This is a genomic window from Paenibacillus sp. FSL A5-0031, assembly GCF_001956295.1.
Classification (GTDB): Bacteria; Bacillota; Bacilli; order Paenibacillales; family Paenibacillaceae; genus Pristimantibacillus.
In genome coordinates this window covers 32,678-58,315 of the sequence record NZ_MRTD01000019.1, presented here as the reverse complement: position 1 = coordinate 58,315, position 25,638 = coordinate 32,678, and the positions used below count along the sequence as shown (strand labels likewise).

Genomic DNA, 25,638 nt, shown 5'->3' with positions numbered 1-25,638 from the left:
AGCAAACCCAACGAATTTGAAATATAATGAAAATATTGGTTTTTTCAGAGGTGATATGAGTGTTAGGACTACCCAAAGGTAAGGTCTTTCTTACGGCTTGGACGGCAGAGTGGGAGAAGGAATTTATATGGGAGAAGACACAAATTGAAAATGAATTTGGTGAGATTATTTTGGCAGTCCACCATATAGGCAGTACAGCTGTTAAAAACCTATCCGCGAAACCTATTATTGATATAGGAATTGAATTAAAAGAATTTCAACATGGGAGTAAATGTGTCAACGGCTTAGAGAAACTTGGATATGCTTATGGGGGAACAAACATACTACCCAACAGACATTATTTTAGTAAGGGTGAGCCAAGAACTCATCAAATTCATATGTTTCAAACAGGCAGTTTGTATCTTGAGAAGCAACTTGCATTTCGAGATTATTTATTGGAAAATAACGCAGCATTAAACGAATATCAAGAGTTGAAAGTGAAACTCTCCCAGAAACACCAGACAGATAAACTGTTGTATGCGGATGAAAAAACTGAGTTTATTAATTCAATTTTGGACAGTTTAGGATTCGAGCTAAGAGTAACTAAAAATTTTAAAAACTAAACAAAAGATTTGAAGAATCATTTAACTAATTGGGAAGTTAACTTGAATGATAATTATGTACATTGATGAACATAGTTAAAAAAAATATATTTTAGGAGTGTCGCTAATTGATAGGTCCAGATATAAAAAGTGTTTTCCCAATGAAAGATATCAGAAGCTTATGTTTTCTTAAAAACATTGTAGTTAATCCAAATATTGAAGTTGGAGATTACACCTATTATGACGATAATAATGATCCGTTAGGCTTTGAGAAAAACGTTCTTTATCATTTTGACTTTATCGGAGATAAGCTGAAAATCGGAAGATTTTGCGCTATAGCATCAAGCGTCAAGTTTATTATGAATGGTGGGAATCATAATACAAATTCATTTACAACCTTTCCTTTTGGGGCATTTGGAGGAGAGTGGGAAGCCGGCTTAAAGAATCTAAGTGGTGGTTTCAAAGGGGATACAGTTATAGGAAACGATGTTTGGATAGGCTATAATGCTACAATTATGCCGGGGATTCAAATTGGTGATGGTGCGATAATCGCAACAAACGCAGTTGTAACTAAAGATGTTCCTTCTTATTCCATTGTTGGAGGTAACCCAGCAAAATTAATCCGTTATAGATTTGACGAGGAGACTATTGATATTCTCAATACTTTGAAGTGGTGGAACTGGGATGTTGAAAAAATAACTGATTATATTCCTATTTTGACAAGCAATAATACGGATGATTTAAAAGAACTGCTGAAGTCATTATAAGAATGGTAATATGCTAACGGGCAAGATATTTTGGTTCATTACGCGAATATAACGAATATTAAAAATTTGAGAATTGTTGATAAGTCTAATAGATGTTACTGGTCCTGAATATTTGATTATCTAAAATTTCTTAAAATCGAATATTTGGTAGGAGAAGAAAAATAACAAGCTGTTTCAGAACAAATTGTCTAAGAGAAATTAAAGAATTAATTATAATCTTACGGGGTGCCAAATGTTGGGGATAAGTAATTATAAAACGGAGTTTCCACCAATTGAATTTTTTATCACTCGTTTCTTTGTTGGTAACATATGCTTGTTTGAACAGGAAACTAAAGTTTCATTACCGACCTTGATATCTGGTGATGTCATTGACATTTTCGATGACAGCTATGTTATTGAAAGCAGGCAATTTGGCTTTAACGAGGATGCCTTTTTTACAGTTTATTATATGAAAAGATGTTAATCGAGTACATTGAGTCGTTAAACTCATGAAAATCTTTAACATAACATTCACTATGATGAGACTGCCGACATAAATCAGCAGCCTTGTTGAGTTAAGGGGACTACAATAACAAAGAGGTGATAGTATGATGGACCAAGGATTACGACAATGGGCTGTAAAAAAAGATATTGAAAAAACAACCATTGCTGGTTTTTGGTTTTGCTTTAATAATTACATACAAGAAGATAACCAAGGGGAGTTTAGACAAGTATTTGGTGATGATTTTGATGCAGAGCTACTAACAGTAGAAATGAAAAGCGTAGCATTATTCATAGACACGTGGGATGAAACGAAAGTTAGCGAAGGGTACTCATATGGTTTCGATTATGTCGTATCCTATATACCGATTGTCTATAAGAATAAAAAAATAGGTATTTATAAAATGCTTTATACATTAGAAGGTCAATCTTTTGACGACTTCTTTGTGCTTGATTAAACAGTTTCACTCTTAAGGAGCAGTTTGCTAAAGCGACTGCTTCCTTTTTTCATTAAGTTAGCCGGATGTTAATGCAATTGTCAGGAAGGAATCGTGGACCCGTTTCACGTATTTTAAATGTATATATTTTGAAGAAACAGAGGTCTATTCATAATGACAACCGCAAAAACGGAAAAAGATATTAAAATTGACCCTGATTACTTACAGTCACTATTACGGCGAGTTGTATCTTCTCAAAATTTACAGTTATTATCGTGGAATTGTAGCCCTCTTGGAGAAAATAAGGAAGAAAGTTCGGTTTATAGGGTATCTTGTATAGCTCTGGACAACGATAGAAAACAAAATTATACAATGATACTCAAGATATTAAAACCTGACCCTATGCGTAATCAAATCAATCACTACTACTACTGGAAACGCGAAGCTCTGGTTTATCGTTCAGGGATTCTGAATCAATTGCCACTTGGTATAAAGGCTCCCTTATGCTATACAGTAGAAGAGCATCCGGATGAAAATGTCTCGATCTGGCTCGAGGATATAGCTATTGAAAATGTCCAAAGTGAATGGTCATTCAAGCACATGTGTAAAATATCCTATTTACTTGGCAAATACAATGGCGCATACATAACAGGGACAACTCTCCCAACTGAATCTTTTTTATGTCATAATTGGATGCGTTCTTGGGTGGAGGTGTGTGCTGCTTATGCTAAACCTATTGAGGAGCAAAAAGTTATTTGGGATTCTTGCTTGATTGATTTTAATGGTAAGAGCTCTATGTGGGAGCTTTATCGTATCAATAGAGACCGAGTAAACAGCTTGCTGGAGACATTAGAATTACTGCCTCGTGTATTTGCCCATCAAGACGTACACTGGGATAACATTTTTATAGAGCAATTGAATGGAAATGATTCATTAATAGCGATTGATTGGCAGTTTGCAAGTATATCAGGTGTAGGGGAAGAGCTTGGTCGAATGTTTGGATATGCGTTATTAAAAAAGAAAGTTCCTGTTAACAAGGTAGCAGAGTATAAGGAAGAGTTATTTCTAAATTATATGCAAGGACTCAGAGATAAGGGATGGGACGGGAATTTCAAACTCGCCCGTTTCGGTTTTACTGCGACCGCATCGCTTAGGTTTATCATGGTTATTGATAAGATGCTTAGTAATTTAGAAGTAGACGATAAAATAAACCAAAAAGAAAAATCAAGTCATCAGTTGTTAGTAGCTCAGATACTGCTTGATTTGGCAGAAGAGTCTTGGAACCTAAGAAGCCAAATACTATAGTACTTTTCGGGGAAAGGGTGGGAAATGAGTGACAACATCACTTGATCGTTATCTCAATGACAAGTTTCTAGGACTAAAATTGGAATCCCCTCTATTTTATAACGCGGATGTAGGCATTCGATTTGAAATCGGTGACCCGGATCCTTTGGTTTCTGATGAAAAATACAGAGAACAAGTTCTCTATCGTACTACTCAACTATTTAAAGAAACGCACAGTGAAAGTGATGAAATATTTATTGTTTTATTTCTTAGTTTTAGAAGGAAGAGTAAGCCTTACAAGATAAAATTTTTTAAAAAAGGCGTTAAAAGCAACGAAATTTTAAAAAAACTTAATTGTAACAGCATTACGATATCTGATGAAGAGGAAGATGGATGGGTAAGGTTCCGTTATGTACTGAGTTGCAAAACATCAGATATTAAGCCTGCAATGTTTCTCTTCGCGTATCATAGAATATTTTTCGTGAATACAACTCGTAATACGATTTTTTATTTATATGACGACAGAGGTTTAGATATTGCTTCTAACACAACGGCACCTCTCCAGGAACTTTACATAAATTATAATCACTGGATATTAGATTACGATAGAGAGAGTATCGACTCCATCTTCAAATCGTAAGTCATGTTAGGAGGATAATAGATGTTTGAACCTATAACAGATTATGACTTTAGGATATATTCTGACGACAAAAAATCATACATTAATTTTACACTTGTGGAGTACATACATAACCGTCTTCCTAGTTTAGCTTGTACGATTGATGTGATTGATTACAAATTTTCAGGTTGTAATGCAGAAGTATGGTTTTCAATAGACGAGCTGATGCAATTTATTAATCAAGTTGAGAGTGGGAGAGTTTCAAAAAAATGCAGTTTACAATCAATGTCTCCGAATGAATTTAAAATGACAATTGAGCAAATCAATTACAAAGGAGACTTATTGGTTACATATTCATTTTCAACTTCAAGATACGATTCCAATGGGCATATAAATTCGACTCTAGCTGGAGAGTTTCATTTTAACCAAGAATTTATCGATTTAACTATTCAGGATCTAAAACGGTTTTCTTTAGTGACGAAGCTTCAAGCTGATACCGATTTCAGATTTGCCACATAGAACCATAGCGAAATAATCGTTAGTTCTGCAATAATATACTATAGGAATTTCATTTTAAGATGTAGGCTATGAGAAGAGCTTGAAAGGAGTATTCTCATGGATTTTACATCTTTTTTGATTTACTGTACGATTGCTACGTTTACACCTGGACCTACCAATATCGTCATATTATCCACGGTGCATAATTTCGGTGTAAAAAAGGCAATGAAATATTCGTTTGGAGCAACAATTGGTTTTGCCTCATTACTTGTAATTTCTGCTTTGCTGAACACGATTCTCATAACGATTATACCGAAAATAATCATTGTGATGCAGATCATTGGAAGTGGTTATATGTTTTACCTTGTTTATCAAATTTACAAAATGGATGCATCAAACGGAGCTTTAAGCCAAACGGCTACTTTCTTTTCAGGATTTCTTATGCAGTTTTTAAATCCAAAGGTAGTATTATTTACATTGACTGTGATTCCAACCTTCATTATGCCTAGCTATAGCACAAGTTCTGCAGTCACATTAAGTATTCTAGCTATCACGTTAATTGGTTTTTTGGCATTTATGACATGGGTTCTCTTTGGTTCGATCTTCAAAGCGTTTTTACAAAAGTATAATAAGACATTTAATGTAGTGATGGCGTTATCTCTCGCTTACGCTGCAATCATGATCTGGATGTAAGCAAGTGATGACGAGGTGAATGGAATGAACAAATTTATTTATCAAAAATCAGCGGGTATTACGGTGCTCTCAGCGAATATGACTGATTTTACGTATAAAAAGCACGCTCACCAAGAATATGCAATGGGTGTAACTATACGTGGAATCCAAAAATATAATTTGGATGGCACTTTACAATTATCCCACCAGAATGGTGTTATGTTTTTTAATCCTGAACAGGCTCATGATGGAATGGCGCAGGATAAGACAGGTCTAGATTATGTTATGATCTATATTGATCCGCAATTGTTTTTGGAGGTTATTGAGAAAAAGGATATCGTACGTTTTCCTAAACCTGTTGTGTATGATGATCGTCTTAAACAAGGGATATTAAACCTTTCCTATGCAATATTGAGCGGAAAAGACGAGGCCATTTGCAGTGAATTATTCGTATCCCTCACCGATAGCCTCGTCCAAACGAAGTTCTCGACGGACAACAAGAAGGATACCGCACTAATTCACAAGGCAAAGGATATGCTTCATGCCAATCTGGAACAGGTATTGAAACTTGATGAGATTTGTAACGAACTTCATTTATCAAAGTTTAAGTTTATTCGATTTTTCAAGGAGAATACTGGAATTTCACCGTATCAATACTTTCTTAACTGCAAAATCGAACTTGCTAAACAGTTGATCGAAAAAAATAGAGATATATACTCTGCAGTTGCTGCATGCGGTTTTGTGGATTTGACTCATTTAAATAAACATTTCAAAAGTGTATATGGCACAACTGCTTTCGAATATATGTCATATTTGAATTAGAGGGGCGATAGGTGCCTATGACAGTAGGTGAGATAATCTATAACCACTGGGATTAGGCCTGTTATTCTCAATCAAATATAACTTAATAAACATTATACGAGGCTGCCGACTTAGATTGGCAGCCTCGTTGCGTTTACGAGCAGCTTAGTTGAGATGAAAATGTTTATTTTGGATGATATACCATAAATTAAAACATTTTTGGATATCTAACGTCTATACAGTTATGGTTGTCAAAATTAAAGAAAGGAGTTCTTATTAAATTATGGAGGTGTGTAATTGAAAACATTATATCTGATACTAGGTGGAATCATTAATTCATTTTTAGCGCAGATGTTTCCATACATTATAAAAATCAGTGCATCATGTATATATGTAATAGGTTATTTTATGGGTTTTCATGACGGTTCTGATATGAGAGGAGAAGAAGATGTAATAATCGTCCTCCTACCCATAACTCTTTTATTATTAGCTTCATTTCTAGCTATTTTAATATTTAGCAATCGAACAATTTTCAGAAAAGTAAAGATAAGAAAATCACGGTTCGTTTTGTTCAGTTTTGTATTCTTTATACTTTTTTTTAGTTTAAACATGATGATTTTTGACCCTCCTAATCTTACATAATGACTTGAGATGAAATCGATAACTTTGGAGGTTTAAACGTATGGATGAAATAGTAGGAGAATGGTCTGCAGATGCTTTATTTGATCCGGGACCTAGTGATGAGATCATTTATTTTCTAGAACACGGAGATGGGTGGATAGAATACCTAAATTGGTCACTCTCCGCAATCGAAACATTTAGATGGTGGCGTAATGAGGAAGGGAGAATTAATATTAAGGGAGAAGCCATCCATTCAAACTCTGAACCTCTGAGAAAATCAAACAAAGTACATTCAAATTTATTAATAAGTATTCAACAAGGAATTACCACATTAGATAAACCCATAACTATCCTTACAGTAGAAAACGATAAGCTATATGAAACAAATAAGTATGGTCTAGTGAATAAAACAATAGAAAAGGATTATTTGGCTAAAAGACTGCTACTTTTAAATAAAAGATAGTTTAATTATGAACGACTGTTTGAGTTAATGGGTAAATAGTTAAAAAAACAATGAGTGGCTGGAGTGTATGCGTACGATGGCTAAGCATATCGTGGAGCGATATGCAGCTTATCCGGTGCTAATCGCAGTGTTCGCCGAAAAAATCAACTAAGATGAATATCGCTAGTATGATCAATCGATGTTAGGCATAAAAGAGGAATGAATGGAGAGGCTTCCGGAATGTTCCGGAGGCCTTTTATTCTGTTCGTTTAATGTGCCAAACTGTAAAAACCAACTGATTTCATAAACAATGAGTACCATAGTACAATAATCACAAGTATGAGGCGAACAGCAAGTAATAGTAGCCATCATGAGTGAGCCAACTGGCATGGTAATAACTTGTGAGGGTATAACTAGAAATCTGGTTGTATACAATGAAATTGTTAAGATAAAAAAGTAATTTGTAATAGAGTTTGTATGCAAACTGCACAATCCATAAAAATGCAGTACAATGGAACCTATGTGAAACTGATGAAAAAGTGATGACACGGTATTAGTCGGTGTCCATCAGCTTGGAGCGGGCACAAAAGGGAAAGCTTAGAAAGTAATCCAGTGGATTTATTAATGATCTGCTTAATATTAAAAATATAATAGTAATTTGATGAAGAGGGATATTCCTTGATGACAAATAGTGGACTGAATCTTAAGGTTGATGGATTTATAGGTAAATCTAAAAAGTGGAAAGAAGAATATAAGAAGTTGAGAAATATCGTACTTGACTGTGAGCTGACCGAAGAATATAAGTGGATGCATCCTTGTTACACATTTCAAAATAAAAACATAGTTTTAATCCACGGATTTAAAGAATATTGCGCGCTTCTGTTTCACAAAGGTGCCTTGTTAAAAGATTCGAATGGCATCCTAATCCAACAAACAGAAAATGTACAGGCGGCGCGCCAAATTCGGTTCACCAGCGTTCAAGAAATAGTTGAAATGGAAGCTATCTTGAAGTCCTATATTAATGAAGCCATTGAAGTTGAAAAAGCCGGTTTGGAAGTGGTTTTTAAAAAGAATACAGAATACACAATTCCTGATGAATTTCAAAATAAATTAGATGAAATGCCTGCCTTGAAAACTGCATTTGAAAAATTGACGCCGGGACGGCAAAGAGCGTACATTTTTTATTTTTCTGAACCCAAACAATCCAAAACTCGCGAGTCAAGGGTTGAAAAATATAAGCAGCAAATTCTGGATGGAAAGGGTTTAAATGATTAGGATGTATATTTGTTTTCCTGTTCAAAAGAAATAGAAGAACCCAGTCGCTAAATACCATTTAGTTAATGGGACTTATAATGAAGTCTATTGGCTTTTTAAACTAAACGGTAAAAGAGTGGTTTTATGTTCATTGTTACTGTGGAGATGACTCAGGAGCGAAAAAATCAGCTGCTTAACTGGGTTGACTCACATCAGAAGGCTACATTGGAAAATGATAAGGGAATCCTGGCAGGGCTGCAATGGATGGTTGATAAGTTGGATTTAACTGATCATCTCTACTCAGAGATGGTTGTAACAACTCCTATTATTATTAACCAAACTATTATTGATGAATGTAAGAAGAAGTTTGAAGAAAATTGGATTCATGCGTTATGGAACAGCGGGTTTGCTTTGGCAGTTTTCGCGGTTATGGATCTGTTTAACATTCAAATTGTGGAATTTCCAACTGCAAAAAGAAACTTAGAATCCTTGAAATACATACGTTTTTATAATTGTATATTTAATAAAGCATTCTTATATAAAGCGTGGGCTTCGTAGTTAGAAGGAATAATATAATGGGGTGGCTAATGAAAAAACAGCAATTAAGAAGAAGCTTAAATTGCTCAGCACTGGGTCTTTTAGTTGCCTATGTAGCGGGAATAGTTATCGTACTCATTACCTTTAGTACTAAGCAATTTGATGAAGATTTTGAGTTCATGTTTACCCTTAACTATTAATTATGGGGTGGAGTTTCTTTGTTAATCGCTGTTTACTTATTGATGGTGGCCAAGTTAATAGTAACAAGAAGATGAGACATAACAATGCAATGGCAAATTTGACGGAATTGATGGAGAACTGATTTTATGGATAAAGAACGGATACCAGTTCTGCTCCGCCAGCATAGGTATTGTATAAAATATTTGATCTTGTCAAAAAGTTGGTTATAATAGGTTTATATAATTAAACGAATGAACGGAAGTGGAGTGTATGAGCCAAAATACTGAACAGATCGTACAGCAATTTAAAGATTCCATACCCTTGCTGGATGTTCTTACAGATGAAAAACGTCAAGCCATAATTTTGCTGCTTGCACAGCATAAAGCTGGACTTAATGTTAATACTATAGCGGATCAAATTGACTTGTCCCGGCCTGCCGTCTCCCATCATTTGAAGGTGTTAAGACAGTCTGGTTATGTTAGTTACGAGAAAAAGAGTGTGGAAAATTACTATGTCCTGACTCTCCGCAAACCTTTAGAGCAAATTAAATCTTTAATTGAGGCTATAGAAGCTCAGTGTAATGGATCATTGCAATCTTCAACGGAATAAGCTGAATTTTTTTGCTCTATACGTTTATATGTTTAAACGAATAATCATAATAGGGGTGATAATAATGAAGGCTATAACGATAGAGAGATATGGGAAAAATGTACCCTTAATCATGACGGAACGACCAATGCCTACAATGGGAGAACATGATGTATTAGTAGAGATTTATGCGGCGAGCTTAAATCCTATCGATTTCAAAATAAAAGAAGGAAAAGTAAAATTACTGCTAAAGTATGACTTTCCTTTGGTTCTCGGAAATGATTTTTCTGGGGTAGTAACGAAGGTTGGTAAACGCGTGAGCGCATTTAAACCCGGTGATGAGGTTTATGGAAGACCACGCAAAGACAGGATCGGAACGTTAGCTGAATATATTGCCATTCATGAAGATGATATTTCTCTAAAACCACGAAACCTGAATTTTGAAGAAGCGGCATCGATCCCACTGGTCGGACTTACGACATACCAAGCCTTTTTCGATATTTTGAACCTTCAAAAAGGACAAAAGATTTTGATTCATGCAGGATCTGGAGGGGTAGGCACCTTCGCTATCCAACTGGCCAAACTGATGGGCGCATATGTCGCTACAACAGCAAGTGATAAAGGCTATGATTTGGTCAACTCACTGGGCGCCGATCAAATCATTAATTATAAAACAGAGAATTTTGAAGAAATGCTTACAGGCTATGACGCGGTGTACGATACATTAGGGGGAACAGCTTTAGAAAAATCATTCCAGGTACTGAAACCAAACGGTAAAATAGTATCAGTCTCCGGCCTGCCCAATTCCAGATTCGGCAAAGAAGCAAAATTAGGCTGGTTGAAGACGGCTGTTCTATCCATTGTGAGCCGTAAAATTACAGCCCTAGAGAAGAAAAGCGGTACAAAATATCATTTCCTCTTTATGAAACCAAGCGGAGCGCAATTAAAGATCATTAAGAAGTTTATAGAAGAGGGTCATATTATTCCGGTAATTGATAAAGTGTTTGATTTTAAAGATACAGGGCTAGCCTTTCAATACCTTGAAAGCGGAAGGGCTAAAGGAAAGGTAGTCGTTAAAATAAAGTAAGTTTTACCAAGTGAAAATAGTAGAATGACAAAAGGCAGCCGATATAGGCTGCCTTTTCCGCTCAAGAACATATTCAATAATAGGCTGTGGGAGGCATTATAGCACTTACCTCTTTGAGCTTCGCTTCTCATCCAACTGCTTCTGTATTTCTTTCCGTACCTCATCGATACCTGCTAGTTTTAGCTCCTCGTTAAATTTTGGGAGGATTGTGTCAACATCGACCGTACCGGTCATAAGGCTTGGATAGTATTTTTTCCAAATCATCTCGATGTTATCGGTTTGGGCGGTCAGCTTAGATAGATCGGGCGTGAAGCCTAGAATGGTGGACTTGATTGCTTCAGCGTTGTATTTGCGGAATTGATCCCACTTATCGAGCGGTTCCGGGTTATCGCCGCCTATAGTTTTCAAGATAAACCAGTTACCCTGTGTATATTGTACTCCTGCATAGCTCGCTGGTGCATCCGGGATCGGGTTGCCTTGGCTGTCTTTGCCGGGAATGGGGATCGCTTGCCCATGTTCACCTAGCGTGTAATGCAGACCTTCAATTCCATAGTTAAATAGGTTTCGTATTTCAGGGTCTGTATTAAGCAGGTTCAGAAACTTAATGGACTCAACAGGATGCTTGGTGTTGGCATTAATAGCCATGATTCCTCCACGGACGGATTCCGTAGTGACGACACTATGGGTTACGGGATTCGATACAACCTTGTACCCGCGATCCTTACTCCAATTCGTATCCGAGAGTGGGCCGCCGCCTGAGGATTTCCAGAATACCTGATCTCCACGCTTAAGACCGCCAGGCTCCCGCAGTGCAGCATCCTTATTAATGAAGCCCTCTTTATAATAACGCCGCAATGTGTCTAATATCTGCCGGGCTTCCTTTGTTTCAAAAATATTCACGACCTTAGAGTTAGGGTCCAGTGATTTCACCATTAACGGAACTTTATGATTCAAAATATACTCGTAGCCATAGAGAGCGAAAAAATTTTGTGAATCCCGATCTAATTCCATTGGTATATAGGTTGGTTCATTCTGCTGAATCATCCGGAGCAATGGTTCTAGCGATTCCAGCGTATTGTATTTGGTAATGTCAATATTGTACTTCTTTATGATCGAAGCAGGGTACATCCAATGATCACGTACAGCCAGCTCTTTATTGGTCGGTACACCATAAATGCCTCCATCATTCATTCGAACCCCTTGCCAGAAGGTGGGGTCAATCGTGTCGTACAAATCCTTACCTAGACTCAAAAGATAGTCATCAAGCTTTAGCCATGCGCCGCGCATAGCGGTAGTTGCATAGTTGGGGGCAAAAGCAATGTCGAACGGGCTTCCTGCGGATATGAGCGTGTTCAGCCGATCCTCATACTCCTGCCAACCCACCTTAATATAGGTGATGGTCACGCCAATTTTACGAGCCATAATTTCATTAATTTTATCATTTACGAGCTTCAGATCTTTGTCAGGCTCTCCAATTGTGTAATAGATCAGATTTACCGTGTCCCCATGATATTTATCATTGTTGTTTTTGCTAGCTTGCCGGGAGCAACCGGTTGTATACGCTGTGAGCAGCAGTATAACACTGAATGTAATGAAGATATATCTGTATCTAGAGCGCTTTTGCATCGATATCCGCCTTTCTGCCGAGTTCGTTGTTAACCTTTTCCCCGCAGATCAGAGGGAGATTTTCCGAAAAAGCTTTGAAAATGTGTATAGAAATAATTGAGATTGTTGTAGCCGACAGAAAGAGCGATAGAAGAAATCTTCTCATCTGTCGATTGAATTCGTTCTTGCGCGAGCAGCATACGGTAAGCCATTAGATATTCTGAAAATTTCATTTCGGATTCTTTAAGAAATAATTGTCCAAGATAGGTACTGTTCATCTGGAAACGTTCTGCCACTGATTTTAAAGTAATATTCTGAGCATACTCCGTCTTGATCATGAGCAAAATGCGGTTAACCAGCTTGGATAAGCTGTCATAACTTACACCGAGTACCGGGTCCTTGTTCAGGCTCTCGCAGCTAGCATTGCCTATCGTACCATGGAGATCTTCAACAATAATTTTCTCAATCACTTGCTGCAGCTTTGTACGATCTAATGGCTTGAGCAGATAGTCTTTAACACCACAGCGAATGGCTTCTTGGGCATACTTGAATTCACTATAGCCGCTCATAATCACATATTTGGTAGGGATTTGGAGCTCATTAAGTCTATGAATCGTTTCATAACCAAGATCCTTGCCAACACAGACATCAAAAATAGCGACATCAGGCAGCAGGTCTACAACCTTGGACATGGCGGCTTCCGTAGATTCGCACGTATCTATTCGACTGAAACCGTATTGTTTCCAGTCGAGGATTCGCTTCATCCCCTCCAAAATCTGTGGTTCGTCATCCATTATCAGCAGTTTGTACATGTTCAATCACCTCTTTTGGAATCCGTACAGAAATCTTAACTCCAGCTTCCTCATTATTTTCAATCTCTATATAAAAGCTTTTCCCGTAAAAGAAGTGCAGCCTCGTATAGACGTTGCGTAAACCGATACTCTCGGAAGAAGTATCATCCTGGTTGGACAGTGTGCTTCGTACTGCATTTAAACGCTCCGCCCCAATACCACGTCCATTATCCACAAATTCCAATACATAATAATCTTCAGCTTCCCAGCCATTAACGATATACAGGTTAAACTCATTGCTAGCGCTAAAGCCATGGATGAAAAAGTTTTCAGCCAAAGGCTGCATCCAGAATTTCACGGTAGGGATTGAGAGTAGCGCAGGATCTACATTGACTTGATAAAAAAAACGTTCTGGATATTTAAACTCCATAATTTCTAAATACTTTTGTAGCAATTCCAGCTCACTTGCAATCGAAATAATATTTTCCTTCTTGACGATTTCGCGATAGAGCGCCCCTAAGGTAGCAATGGCATCAGCGGTATCTCTGTCCTGATTAACCAAAGCAGTGGAGCGGATGACCTCTAAAGTATTATAAAGGAAATGAGGATTGATTTGATTTTGAAGCGCTTTCATCTCAGTTTCTTGCTGCTTTAGTTTAAGTAAATATTCATTGCGGATATGCTTATCTAACTTCTCAATCATATCATCTAGTTCCCTTGCAATCATGCCGTATTCATTTCGACGATAACGGGCAGGGCGATTAGGTGTGAAATTAGCTGATTTCACGCGCCCAATCGATTGAATAATGCGGTGCAGGAAGCGGAAATCATCCCGCATATTATACACAATAAGCAGTAGTACACTTATCATGGTCGTTAATACGATCAGAAAGATGGTAATCAGCATCCTGGCATGCTGTTTAATCAGCATGGATAAATCAACGATGCTAACGAACTTGAAATTGAACTTGGTGGATGGAAAGGTAATATAAAATATATGCTTGAACAAGCCCTGCGAAATAACGCCATGACTGCGTCCATTCGCCGCCGCGAGACGCGATAATTCCTCTAAATTCTGATCCTGTCCGCTGCCGATAAGGTAGACCTCACCAGAGGTACTGACTGCAGCAGCTTTTCCCAAACGATAATTTTGTATCGATTTAAAGACTTGATCGCTGCTGACCAAGAAGCGCAGCTCCCCTAATTCCTTAGAGCCCTGTGATGTATCCGATAGTTTCTTGCGATATACGAAGCCTTTTTGAATCGTATCGTGAAAAGCTTCGTCTGTATTTGGAAGACCGAATATGAAGCTTGCAATTCCGTTTTCGTTAAAGCGTACAACATTGCTATACTGATTGGTATGCAGACTAACCTGCGTAATTTCACCCTGCGCCCAGCTGTACAGGTAGGTTTTAATATCCTCTGGGAAGGATACCAACGGCTGTGAGAATTGGCTGTTTTGCAGGCTATTGGTTAAATAGCCTTCAACGCTGCTGTTCAAAAAGCTGCGAGCATCTTCCATTAGACTATGATTGGAGTATATACGCTGCATGTAAGCCTCAATTCGGTCAGCATCGTACTGCAGCTCATTCTCTACACCTGCGAACGCATTTGCAGCCTCTAAACGAGCATCACCAACCCACTGATTCAGCAGCATGACACAGGTCAGAATGCCAAGGGCGAGTCCGATAGTTACGACAAAGACGACATAGGCAATAAACTTGTAACGATAAATTTTGATTTGTAAAAAAGAGCTCATATGGCACCTCAATTGCAGCAGCTCGCCTAAAAGCAAGTGGTTTCCATACCACTTTATCATGATTAAGCGAAGCTTCATAGATAGCAAGAAATAAGCATCCCATACAGAGTGTCTCAATATGGGATGCTTATTCAACTTACTTGAAGTAGTTATTGATTTGCTCTTGAGCCGCTTTCATAATTGTGTCCATGCCAGCGGACTTTAATTCAGCAGTAATTTTAGGAATCATTTTCTCCGGATCGGATGCGCCTGTAATGAGTTCATATTTGTATTTGTCCCATACGGATTGGCAATTTGCCACTTCGGTCTGAAGATTGCTGATGTCCAATGCGAAACCTAGCACAGTGGAGGATGTCGCTGCGTCATTCAGCTTTTTAACTTGGTCCCATTGATCCTCAGGAGCACCCTTGGTAACTGCTAGATTAAAGAATGTACCTTGGGAGTAAGCAGCCAGCGGCCAAGTATCAGAAGTACGCTCGATAACCTTTTCGCCATCCACATTTTTGTAATCTACGTCTAGCTCGCCGAATGCAAGCATATTGCGTAGTTTTGGATCAGTGTTGACTAATTCGAGGTACTTTAGTGCTTCTTTCTTATATTTCGAATTCGCAGAAATCGCATTCAAGGAGCCTTGGATCGTGCTTGTTGTATAAATAGGGCCAAAGTGTTGAACCATATCATATTTTTCAACAGCATCATTGATTTGCCAGCTTACTTCTGCACCCGGAAATGCCTGAGCTGCAAAGAATGGTCTGCCTTTTTCATTCTCTGTTTTAGTCGGAGCATCTGGGTTGATGATGCCATCTTGGTACCATTTATGCAGGAGCTTCAGATCGGCCATAACATCAGGCTGCTCAAGAACAGAGACAACCGTACGTGATGCATCGTCAGCTCTTACGCCAACCGGAGTGAAGCCTAGTGTTAAATCATCATAATTGTTAAAGAAACCATTCAAGCCTTCACCTTGCGTCATCGGCAATGGGTAGAAGCTTTTGCCTTCGCCGGACTTGATGTTGTGAAGCGGTTGATCAAGGTCCTGCAGGGTTTTGATGTTGTTGATATCAATATTGTACTTTTGCACGTATTTATCATCGTACACCCAATATTGCGTTAGTGCCGAATCCTTATAAGTAGGTACGGAATAATATTTGCCGCCAATTTTCGTGCCATCCCAAACCTTTTCAGGAATCAATTTGTATAAGTCAGGCGCATCACTTTGAACTAAATCAGTGATATCGGCAAAAGCTCCCATAGCCACTTGCTTGCTGTATTTACCGCTGTTTGTGAACATAATGTCGAAGGGTTCGCCAGTATTTACAATTGTGTTGATTTTGGTGTCCCATTCACCCCAGCTGGCTACTTTGATGTCAATTTTTACACCAATTTTCTCCGCTGTATATTCATTCATAGCATCGATCGCTTTGCCGAAGTTATTAGGTACTTGGCCGCCGATCGTCCACCAGATGAGCGTCGGAATATCCTTGCTTGGTGTTTCGCCGTCCTTTGGCGCATCTGTCTTTGACGGAGCATTTGTTGCAGCAGGTGAGTTCGAGCCGGAGCAGGCTGCTAAGCCACTCACCAGTAGTGTGAGAATACAAAGCGTAGAGATGAACTTCCAAGATTTCTTCATTTCATTTCCCCCTTATTGAAGTTGTGTCACCGTAAGCGTTGTACAGTGATCTATCATAAACCAAGCAGGCTTGGTTTATTTCGTTGATTATCCTTTAACTGCGCCAATCGTTAACCCGGAAATGAAATATTTCTGGAAGAACGGATAGGCGAAGGCTACAGGCAGAACAATGATAATCGCTACAGCCATGCGGGCAGATTCCTTCGGCATCGTTGCGACGAGCACGGCATAGCTAACGCCCATACTTGCAGCGTTTTTGGCAAGCGCATCGACATTGCTCATCAAGCTGTTAAGCAGTGCCTGCAAAGAATATAGGTTCTGGTTGTTGATGTATAACATCGATTGAAACCAGTCATTCCAATAAGAGAAGCAGAGAAATAGTCCAATGGTTGCAATGACAGGCAAGGAAATCGGCAGAATGATGGAGAAAAAGATTCGCAGCTGGCTCGCACCATCAATTTCAGCAGATTCAATCAGCCCGTCAGGAATCGTGCTTTTAAAGAAGGTTTTACAAATGATAACGTTAAATGAAGAGACGGCAAGCGGCAGAATGAGTGCCCAGACGCTGTCTTTTAGTCCTAATAGGTTAGTATTAATGAAGTAGCTGGAAACCAGACCGCCATTGAATATCATAGGAATGAAAACGACCCAAGTTAGAAAGCCCTTCAGTTTGTAGTTTGGGCGAGAAAGAACATAACCCATGGAGGTGGTAAGAAATATACCGAGCACAGTACCAACCACCGTAACAAGAGCGGATACGCCGAGCGCTCGCAAAATCATCGTTCCTTGCTTGATCACATAAGCGTATGCTTCGCCTGATAATGCAACCGGCAATATATGATATCCTGTCTCACGTATGGAGTCCTCACTGGAAAGTGAAATGGATAGCACTACAATTACGGGTATGACGCAGATCAGCGCCAATACGATAAAGATCAGGTTGAAAAATAGGTTTACTACGTTGCTTGTACGGTTGAATTTCTCAAGGCCTGTTTCGTAAGTCCTTCTCGTTGACATGGTCTTACCTCCTTACATCATCGCGCTATCAGGATCGATTTTGCGAACAATCCAATTAGCGATTAGAATAGTTGCACAACCCAGAACGGACTGTACGAATGCGGCAGCAGCTGCCATCCCTAAGGTGGCGGATTTCAGTTGTTTATACACCATGACATCGATGGTGGTAGACACGTTAAACAATGAATTGGAATCTCGCGTAACCTGAAAGAACAAGCCGAAATCGGTGTAGAATATACGTCCAACTGATAGAATGAACAGCATGACGATAACGAGTTTGAGCATTGGCAATGTAATAAAACGTGTTTGCTGCCAAATGGAAGCGCCATCAATTACAGCTGCCTCATAGTAAGTGCTGTCAAGGCTTGTGATGGTTGCCAAATAAATGACCATGCCATAACCTAAGCCTTTCCATACATTTAAGAGAATTAGAATGTACGGCCAGTAAGCCGGCTCCATGTACCAGTTAACAGGATCGCCGCCCATGTTGACGAGCAATTGATTAAGAATCCCTTTATCAAAGCTTAGGAACGCCCAGCCTACAGCAGATACGACAACCCAAGATAGGAAATAAGGGAGGAACATCATCGTCTGATAGACTTTACTTGCTTTGCGGCTGTGGAGCAGCCCGATCATAATAGCGAAGAGTACGGGCAACACAATACCTAGAACGATAAAAATAATGTTGTATCCAATGGTGTTTCGAATAATGATCCAAGCGTCATTTGACTTGAATAAGAACTCAAAGTTTTTGAAGCCTACCCAAGGACTATTAAATACATTGCTCAAAAACCCGCCGCTAATTTTGAAGTTTTTGAAGGCAATAATGATCCCGAACATAGGTAAGAAACAAAACAGGATGTACCATATCGTTGTAGGCAATGCCAAGAGGGTGAGTTCTGTATCCTGCTTGTGCCAACGAATTCGTAAGCGCTTTCTTTTATCTTGAAGTTCAACTGTCGATTTCATGCCTTTTACTCCTTTCGGTGTCTTCTCGGATGTGTTGCACTTGTTAAGCTCATTGTATAATAGGAGGATTTGATGCTTCTAGATAACAAACTTGATACTATAGTCAACAAACGTTAGATTCGATCATTCTGTTTTACAGAACTTTAAGAATGGACTCAAGGCTTAATTCCAATATGTGTTAAAATAAATGGATAATTACGTGAATGGGCTGCCTTCAAAATGGGCTGAGTTTTGTTCGCCCGGTGTGAACCCTGCCGAACTAAAGGCGATTTGGGAGAAAGAAAGGATCTTTGCTGAAGACGCGCTGGCGCTGGCGGCGGAGCTGCTGGATATTCCAGCTGAAGCGGCAATGCGGGGTTATGAGACGGATTCAGATTTTATCCAACATACGAAGGTACTTCATTTGCGCAACGCAAATGAAGTGATACCGCTATGAATATCCAGAAATATCCTTTCCCGATGGCTATATACAGATGATGAATCCAGAGACAGCTGCCAAGCTAGGCCTCATGCGTAAGTGGATGGATAGTTTTGATCAAAATGGCTATTCGTTTCAGCTTTCGTTTACAGGAAAAAGGGTGGGCAAATCCGATCTATTCATTGCATTTTTTCCGAGAGAGATTGGGGAAGGCCAGCTGGTTAAAAGCTTGCCAGTATTTATTGGTGTAAAACCGGATAAAGAATCGATTTTTATAAATGAGACGGGCGGCTAATGCAGTTAGTGATTTCGTTCCTGATCATAGTTCCTTTTGAAATAACCGGGATTGACTCCAGTTATGGACTTGAAAGTTTTGGATAAATGATGAACGTCAGTGAAACCGCAATATTCACTTGTCTGCTGAAGGGACATGCCTTCCTTCAACAACTCCTGAGCATGCTGGATACGCAAATTCAGTAAGTATTGATAAGGTGTCATATTGAATTGTTTCTTGAATAGTACTGTGAATCGAGAGGGAGAAAGATCTGCTCTTTTGGCCATATCGCTAACATTGATAGGTTCTGAGATGCGAAACGCTAAATAGGACGTAATCCAGTTCAAGAAAGGACGACGAGATGACGAGGCAGCTTGTGGCTTCATATAACTTTTGAAAATCACGGTTAGAAATTCATAAGCCAGCTGATTGGCTTCCATGATGCCTAGATAGGTTTGTGACTGCCAGCATTCAATGATCTTGAAGACGAGGTCACGCAGCTTAACGGAGTGCGGAGTTTCAAGTTTAAATGGAATGAGTAAGGATTCGCATTCATGTAATCTAGGTTGTGAGTAAGTGGAGTAGGGGGACATGTCCAATTGTCCTGGTCGTGTGATAAAGCTCTTATCCTTCTCTGAATTATAAAAGAAATCCAGATGCACGTAAGGGTTGATCGTATCGGTAATGCCTTTGATTGAATGTACGTCCCCGGGCTGAAGCAAACAGAGATCTCCTGCATTCAGGAGATGAACGTTACCGTTGACCTCGATTTCGAACGAACCCTCCTGCACGTAAAAAATGATATAATCCAGCAAATTGCGCTCGCCAAGGAAAAAGGGCGGACGGATCGCATAATCTGATTCGCGAACATAGGGAGCGATGACGTAGTCCTCTAATTTCATCGTAATCTGCCTCTTTCATTATAAAATAATCGTTTTATACATAAAAAATAGATCTTATATATACAGGAATATTGCTTATATTCCATTAAGATGAAGGTAGATTGTTGTTCAAGTATACCATGATCTTAAGGGAGGGTATAAGCATGAAAAAGGCGTATAAGGGTACTAAAATGAGGGAAATAAGTTTTCCGCTTGGAGGAATCGGCAGCGGAAGCATCGGTCTTGCAGGCAATGGCCGGTTGGTGGACTGGGAAATATTCAACCGTCCGAACAAGAAGAGTTTCAACGGTTTTAGCCACTTCGCAATAAAGGCGGAGCGGGAGGGAAAAGTGCTGGATGCGCGGGTGTTGAACGGCGATTTGCAAGCGCCTTACGTCGGTGAGCATCTTCGCGGCGCTCCGCTGCATAGCGGATACGGATTCGGACCTGAAAGCCAGACGATGGCGGGTATGCCGCATTTTCGGGAGGTGGAATTCAGGGGCGAATTCCCGTTGGCAGGTATGTCATTTGAGGAAATCGATTTCCCTGGGCGAGTCGAATTAGTAGCCTTTAATCCGTTCATTCCTCTGCAAGAGGATGACTCTAGCCTTCCCGCGGCTTTTTTTGAGTGGGAAATTGAAAATACAAATCCTGATAAGATTGCATACACGTTATGCCTCTCGGCTGGCAACCCCATTCCGACGGAAAAGGTAAATCACCAATACAGCATGATTGAAGGCATCGAAGGCGAATCCATTCAAATGATTAAACTATGCTCTGATCAGCATGACGATGCGCACGTGCAGTTCGGAGATATCACCCTGTCAACTGATGCACCAGATGTCAGCTACCAAGAGTTCTGGTATCGCGGCGGCTGGTGCGACAATCTCGAGATGTTCTGGCATGATTTCACGCAGCAAGGACGTTTGCAAAATCGGCAGTACCCCGTGACAGAACCGCCTACGGTTCGCAAAGACACGGCATCACTTGCCGCTCATATTGAGCTGAAGCCCGGAGAGAAGAAAAAGATTCGATTCACGATCAGCTGGAGCTTTCCAAACGTGGAGAACTATTGGAATCCCAATCCGCTAGGCTCTAACAGCTGGAAAAATTATTATGCGACGCTGTTTGAGGATTCCAGCGCATGCGCGAAGTATGCTTTTGACCATTGGGATCGTCTTTACAGCGAGACCGTTAAGTTTAAAGATGCGTTGTTCTCATCGACGGTGCCAGATGTCGTCAAGGATGCGGTGTCCGCAAATTTATCCGTGCTCAAAACGGCAACATCACTACGTCTAACCGACGGTTCCTTCTATGGATTTGAAGGCAGCATCGAAGATACTGGCTGTTGCGAAGGTTCCTGTACGCATGTATGGAATTATGCTTATGCACTGCCCTTCCTGTTCCCACGATTAGAGCGCAGCATGCGGGATTTAGATTTTAAATACAACAAACGCGACGACGGCAGAATGTCATTCCGGTTAATGCTCCCGCTCGGACGCGAGCGGATGGATTCCCGTGCTTGCGCGGATGGTCAATTCGGCGGCGTTATTAAAGCTTATCGAGATTGGAAAATATCGGGCAATACAGAGTGGCTTACATCCGTCTGGCCAGAAATTAAGCAAAGCATTACGTACGCTTGGGCCGATACTAACGAGGACAAATGGGACCCAGATAAAACGGGCGTATTGTCGGGCAGGCAGCATCACACTCTTGACATGGAGCTATACGGACCGAATTCTTGGCTGAACGGATTTTACTTAGCGGCTCTTAAAGCGGGAGCGGAGATGGCGGCATTCTTGGGTGAGAGTGAAACTGCGGACGAATTTGACAGCCTGTTTCGATCGGGAAAGCGATGGATCGATGAGCATCTGTTCAATGGCGAGTACTACGTTCAACAAATCGATTTATCGGATAAATCGCTGCTCGATAAATTCGACACAGAGACCGTCAGCACATATTGGAACAATGAACGAGGGGAGATCAAATACCAGATTGGGGAAGGCTGCGTCATTGACCAAGTTATTGCACAATGGCACGCTAATTTATGCGGTTTGGGCGAAATTTTCGATAAGGAGCAGATGCGTACAGCTTTGAAGTCATTGTATCGGTATAATTTCAAATCCAGCATGAGGCGGGAAGCGAATACTTGGCGCTTGTACTCTCTTAACGACGAGGGCGGACTCGTGATCTGCACTTGGCCAGATGGCCGTCATAAGCCGGTGATTCCGCTCACATATAACTCGGAGACGATGACCGGTTTCGAATACCAAGCGGCTGCGCACATGATTCAAGAGGGTTTCATCGATGAGGGGGTTTCCATTGTTCAAGCGATCCGGGAGCGTTACGACGGCGAGAAACGCAATCCGTGGAACGAGATCGAATGCGGCAGCAACTACGCGAGATCTCTGGCAAGTTACTCCTTGCTGCAAGCCTTCAGCGGCTTCGAATACGACATGGTCGAAGGCATGATTGGATTCAAACCTGTTCAGTCGGATGTGGATAAGTTTCGTACGTTATGGTCGCTTGACATGGGCTGGGGCGTCTACGAGCAAAGCGAGACACAGACGCAGTTGCAATTACTGGGCGGCAAGCTGGTCTTAAAATCGATTGGACTACCCGAAGATAGAATCGAAACGATTAAACAAATCGAATTAGGCGATGCTAGTTTGGCTTATATCATCGTAGAAGATAGGATTCATTTTGAACAGCCGATTATCATTGATGAGGGAAACATGCTTGTGATAAAGCATGCTTAGAGGCAAGAGGTTAGCTTTTTCCAGTCTGACAGAACGTATCCTACCTCTTTAAGTTAACAATTTCGGCCAAAGCGGCATTTGTACGTATGCTTCATGTGCGTTTTATCATCCAGAAAAGCTCTAGTTTATGAACATCTGCGAACTTAAGCTTAAAACCACTGTTTCCAAAACGGTGGTTTTTTGTTTGATATGAAATCTGATCATTAGGAATAATTGTTTACTATTTTGGAATGAACAAAGAATGAAAAACACTTGAACAACTCAGTGAAAAGTATAAGATGGAAATGAAGCTATATTTAAATAGATGTATTCGTGTGATTTTAAAAGGTTAAAAAGTAAGGTTAGTGATGCATGAAGAACTTGGGGACTGCGTGAAGCAAGCTGTTAAGGTATCGTTGTGCAAATTAGGGAGGAGCGTGCATGAGGATGAGTCAAGACGCTGCTGTTAAAAGCCAATGGAGGTGGAGGTTCGATGAGGATTGACGATCAAGAGTATATTTCGAGCGAGCTTCTTTTAATTTTGGAAGCGGTTGCAGATCAACTGATTCCAGGAGATGCATGGCCGTCGGCGACCGATGGAGGAGTTATAGCATACCTGAAACGTATTGCTGCTCAGGATACCGCTGCCTGGACGGATCTAATAGAACCAGGACTTCGTGCATTGGAAGCAGAGGCATTAGCTCTCCATAACCAACCTTTTTCGGAACTGTTGCCTCATGAGAAGGATCGATTGTTGCGCGACGTCGAGCATGATTCTTTTGACGGCTGGCCTGTTTCATCCAAACGTTTCTTTGACAATTTATTGTGTCTGGTCGTTGAAGGATACTATGGAAGCCCGGAGCTTGGCGGGAATAGCGAAGGCAGATCATGGGAAATGATCGGATTTCGTCCGGGGACTGTCCCCGAAAGCATTGACGCGGCCCCAGAAATAGATTTACCGCAAAAAAACCTCGACCAGCTTAGCGACCAATATGATGTGGTCATCATAGGTGCTGGAGCTGGCGGTTCTGTAGCAGCGGCTGTATTAGCTGAATCAGGGCTTCAAGTTCTCGTCATTGAGCGTGGAAGCTGGCTTCGTTACAGTCAGGTAGGCAGTGATCATTTGCGCAACCATCGCTTTAGCAAGTATGGACATAACACAGGACCAGGATTGGAAGGCAGCCCTCGTACGATTCTATTGGCGGGCGGAGATGAGCGAATTACATCGCCTATTGATGGGGACTATCACAATAATGCAATGACGTTGGGTGGAGGGACACGAGTTTATGGGGCGCAGGCATGGCGATTTCATCCAGATGACTTCCGCATGGCGAGTCGCTATGGAATACCAGATGGGAGCTCGCTGAGCGATTGGCCGATTAGCTATGAAGAACTTGAACCGTATTACATGCGGGCCGAGTGGGAAGTTGGCGTCTCTGGTGATGGGAATGCCCATTCTGGACGCGGGAAACGACGACAGGATTATCCAATGCCAGCGCTGTCACGTACGCTGGAGGCAGAACGACTTGCTAGAGCAGCAGAAAAGTTGGGATGGGAAGCAGGTCCGGTGCCGCTGCTCATCAACTCCGTTGATAGGGACGGTCGGCCAGCTTGCGGCCGGTGCGGACAGTGTGTTGGATTTGCCTGCCCGACCAATAGCAAGAATGGCGGGCATAATACGATGTTAGTGAGGGCTCTCGCAACAGGTAACTGCGACCTGATCTGTGATACCACGGTGGAGCGCATTGACACCGAGGGTGGAAAACATGCTACCGGGGTTCGTCTCGTGCAGCAATTGGAGGGCTCAATCCAGCGACGGATCATACGTGCGGGGCATGTTGTAGTTGCCGCCGGAGCTATCGAAAGCGCACGCCTTCTTCTCAACTCGGCAACGGAATCAGAACCGGATGGAATCGGCAATCGGAGCGGACAAGTAGGAAGAAACCTTCAAGGCCATGTCTACTCTGGTGCATACGGCCTCTTTGATGAACCGATTCAAGACGGTCTTGGTCCGGGAGTGAGCATTGCCACTTTCCGCTTTGACCATAGTAACGAGGGCATTATCGGGGGAGGGCTGCTTGCCAACGAGTTCACTCGGTTGCCGCTTATTCACTGGTATCGAGCGCTTGCCCCGAATGCGGCACGATGGGGGAGCGCAGGCAAGGAAACCATGCGGCGGAGCTTCTTGCGCACCAGCCAAATTCAGGGGCCGATCCAAGAGATCCCGAGCGCTGAGTCAAGGGTGCGGCTATCGAATACGGTAAAGGATCGCTTTGGCATACCGGTAGCTCAGCTCTCGGGTAGCGTCCATCCTGAGTCGCTGCGAGCTTCAGCCATGCTGGGAGAGCAAGCAGAGAAGTGGCTCTGGGCAGCTGGGGCAAGTGAAGTTTGGCAAACTCGGGCAGGTGGCGGGCTTAGCGCCGGACAACATCAGGCAGGTACACTTCGCATGGGCAATGACCCTTCTACTTCCGTAACTGATCCCTTAGGTCGTATACATGGATACGACAATCTCTGGGTGAGCGACGGATCTGTGCACGTGACCAATGGCGGTGTTAACCCGGTGTTGACGATCATTGCTTTAGCTTTCCGTACTGCAGAGAACCTCGTGAAACAAGGGTAGCGAAAAATTAGAGAAACATAGTAACAAAAAAATAAATTATAAAAGACTCGCTAAAACCTCGGATGGTCATTTTGCTATCAGAGAA

At 41.1% G+C, this 25,638-nt stretch carries 25 protein-coding genes; 18 read left to right on the top strand and 7 right to left on the bottom strand.

Annotated features, from left to right (window positions below):
* The first annotated feature begins 59 nt into the window (after positions 1 to 59).
* The 14 genes from BK120_RS26875 (at position 60) to BK120_RS26805 (ending at position 10,848) form a co-directional block, all read left to right on the top strand.
* Complete coding sequence (locus tag BK120_RS26875) at positions 60 to 602, top strand: GrpB family protein (RefSeq protein WP_076270593.1); 543 nt, start codon at positions 60 to 62, stop codon at positions 600 to 602.
* A 140-nt stretch (positions 603 to 742) separates the two neighbouring features.
* The gene (locus BK120_RS26870; protein WP_076270667.1) at positions 743 to 1,348 is read left to right on the top strand and encodes a CatB-related O-acetyltransferase; all 606 of its coding nucleotides are present in this window, start codon (positions 743 to 745) and stop codon (positions 1,346 to 1,348) included.
* A 587-nt stretch (positions 1,349 to 1,935) separates the two neighbouring features.
* Positions 1,936 to 2,286, top strand: a complete 351-nt coding sequence (locus BK120_RS26860; protein ID WP_076270591.1) for a hypothetical protein — start codon at positions 1,936 to 1,938, stop codon at positions 2,284 to 2,286.
* A 153-nt stretch (positions 2,287 to 2,439) separates the two neighbouring features.
* Positions 2,440 to 3,570 carry a hypothetical protein gene (locus BK120_RS26855; protein WP_076270590.1) on the top strand — a complete coding sequence of 377 codons (1,131 nt, stop codon included), beginning with the start codon at positions 2,440 to 2,442 and terminating at the stop codon, positions 3,568 to 3,570.
* Between the two features lie 28 nt (positions 3,571 to 3,598).
* Complete coding sequence (locus BK120_RS26850) at positions 3,599 to 4,189, top strand: DUF3885 domain-containing protein (protein WP_076270589.1); 591 nt, start codon at positions 3,599 to 3,601, stop codon at positions 4,187 to 4,189.
* A 21-nt stretch (positions 4,190 to 4,210) separates the two neighbouring features.
* Complete coding sequence (locus BK120_RS26845) at positions 4,211 to 4,687, top strand: WapI family immunity protein (RefSeq protein WP_076270588.1); 477 nt, start codon at positions 4,211 to 4,213, stop codon at positions 4,685 to 4,687.
* 96 nt (positions 4,688 to 4,783) lie between these two features.
* Complete coding sequence (locus tag BK120_RS26840) at positions 4,784 to 5,359, top strand: LysE family translocator (RefSeq protein ID WP_076270587.1); 576 nt, start codon at positions 4,784 to 4,786, stop codon at positions 5,357 to 5,359.
* A 24-nt stretch (positions 5,360 to 5,383) separates the two neighbouring features.
* Positions 5,384 to 6,160 carry an AraC family transcriptional regulator gene (locus BK120_RS26835; RefSeq protein WP_076270586.1) on the top strand — a complete coding sequence of 259 codons (777 nt, stop codon included), beginning with the start codon at positions 5,384 to 5,386 and terminating at the stop codon, positions 6,158 to 6,160.
* A 661-nt stretch (positions 6,161 to 6,821) separates the two neighbouring features.
* Entirely contained in the window at positions 6,822 to 7,223 is a 402-nt protein-coding gene (locus BK120_RS26825) for a hypothetical protein (RefSeq protein WP_076270584.1), read from the top strand.
* Positions 7,224 to 7,883: 660 nt separating this feature from the next.
* Positions 7,884 to 8,477 carry a YdeI/OmpD-associated family protein gene (locus tag BK120_RS26820; RefSeq protein WP_076270583.1) on the top strand — a complete coding sequence of 198 codons (594 nt, stop codon included), beginning with the start codon at positions 7,884 to 7,886 and terminating at the stop codon, positions 8,475 to 8,477.
* A 123-nt stretch (positions 8,478 to 8,600) separates the two neighbouring features.
* A complete protein-coding gene (locus tag BK120_RS26815) occupies positions 8,601 to 9,014 on the top strand; it encodes a hypothetical protein (RefSeq protein ID WP_076270582.1) in 414 nt (137 codons plus the stop codon).
* Between the two features lie 29 nt (positions 9,015 to 9,043).
* Entirely contained in the window at positions 9,044 to 9,193 is a 150-nt protein-coding gene (locus tag BK120_RS35560; RefSeq protein WP_179089904.1) for a hypothetical protein, read from the top strand.
* A gap of 250 nt (positions 9,194 to 9,443) precedes the next feature.
* A complete protein-coding gene (locus BK120_RS26810) occupies positions 9,444 to 9,782 on the top strand; it encodes an ArsR/SmtB family transcription factor (protein WP_076270581.1) in 339 nt (112 codons plus the stop codon).
* 64 nt (positions 9,783 to 9,846) lie between these two features.
* A complete protein-coding gene (locus BK120_RS26805) occupies positions 9,847 to 10,848 on the top strand; it encodes an NADP-dependent oxidoreductase (protein ID WP_076270580.1) in 1,002 nt (333 codons plus the stop codon).
* Positions 10,849 to 10,953: 105 nt separating this feature from the next.
* On the opposite strand, the gene BK120_RS26800 is transcribed toward BK120_RS26805, so the two are convergent.
* From BK120_RS26800 to BK120_RS26775, 6 genes are all read right to left on the bottom strand, one after another.
* Entirely contained in the window at positions 10,954 to 12,474 is a 1,521-nt protein-coding gene (locus BK120_RS26800; protein ID WP_076270579.1) for an ABC transporter substrate-binding protein, read from the bottom strand.
* A gap of 29 nt (positions 12,475 to 12,503) precedes the next feature.
* Complete coding sequence (locus BK120_RS26795; protein WP_076270578.1) at positions 12,504 to 13,265, bottom strand: response regulator transcription factor; 762 nt, start codon at positions 13,263 to 13,265, stop codon at positions 12,504 to 12,506.
* Positions 13,240 to 15,003, bottom strand: a complete 1,764-nt coding sequence (locus BK120_RS26790; RefSeq protein ID WP_076270666.1) for a sensor histidine kinase — start codon at positions 15,001 to 15,003, stop codon at positions 13,240 to 13,242. Before BK120_RS26790 ends, BK120_RS26795 begins: the two co-directional genes overlap by 26 nt.
* Positions 15,004 to 15,139: 136 nt before the next feature.
* Entirely contained in the window at positions 15,140 to 16,633 is a 1,494-nt protein-coding gene (locus BK120_RS26785; RefSeq protein WP_076270577.1) for an ABC transporter substrate-binding protein, read from the bottom strand.
* Between the two features lie 87 nt (positions 16,634 to 16,720).
* Positions 16,721 to 17,650 carry a carbohydrate ABC transporter permease gene (locus BK120_RS26780; protein WP_076270576.1) on the bottom strand — a complete coding sequence of 310 codons (930 nt, stop codon included), beginning with the start codon at positions 17,648 to 17,650 and terminating at the stop codon, positions 16,721 to 16,723.
* A gap of 12 nt (positions 17,651 to 17,662) precedes the next feature.
* Entirely contained in the window at positions 17,663 to 18,619 is a 957-nt protein-coding gene (locus BK120_RS26775) for an ABC transporter permease (protein ID WP_076270575.1), read from the bottom strand.
* A gap of 187 nt (positions 18,620 to 18,806) precedes the next feature.
* On the opposite strand from BK120_RS26775, the gene BK120_RS26770 reads away from it, so the two are divergent.
* Both BK120_RS26770 and BK120_RS26765 read left to right on the top strand, forming a co-directional pair.
* On the top strand, positions 18,807 to 19,055 hold the full coding sequence (locus tag BK120_RS26770) for a hypothetical protein (RefSeq protein WP_076270574.1): 249 nt from the start codon (positions 18,807 to 18,809) through the stop codon (positions 19,053 to 19,055).
* Positions 19,056 to 19,092: 37 nt separating this feature from the next.
* Complete coding sequence (locus BK120_RS26765) at positions 19,093 to 19,332, top strand: hypothetical protein (RefSeq protein ID WP_076270573.1); 240 nt, start codon at positions 19,093 to 19,095, stop codon at positions 19,330 to 19,332.
* 5 nt (positions 19,333 to 19,337) lie between these two features.
* Here BK120_RS26765 and BK120_RS26760 read toward each other — a convergent pair whose 3' ends face one another.
* Complete coding sequence (locus BK120_RS26760) at positions 19,338 to 20,213, bottom strand: AraC family transcriptional regulator (RefSeq protein WP_076270572.1); 876 nt, start codon at positions 20,211 to 20,213, stop codon at positions 19,338 to 19,340.
* A gap of 143 nt (positions 20,214 to 20,356) precedes the next feature.
* Between BK120_RS26760 and BK120_RS26755 the strand changes: the two genes are divergently transcribed.
* Positions 20,357 to 22,951 carry a GH116 family glycosyl-hydrolase gene (locus BK120_RS26755; protein WP_076270571.1) on the top strand — a complete coding sequence of 865 codons (2,595 nt, stop codon included), beginning with the start codon at positions 20,357 to 20,359 and terminating at the stop codon, positions 22,949 to 22,951.
* Between the two features lie 472 nt (positions 22,952 to 23,423).
* Positions 23,424 to 25,553, top strand: a complete 2,130-nt coding sequence (locus BK120_RS26750; RefSeq protein ID WP_076270570.1) for a GMC family oxidoreductase — start codon at positions 23,424 to 23,426, stop codon at positions 25,551 to 25,553.
* Positions 25,554 to 25,638: the final 85 nt, after the last annotated feature.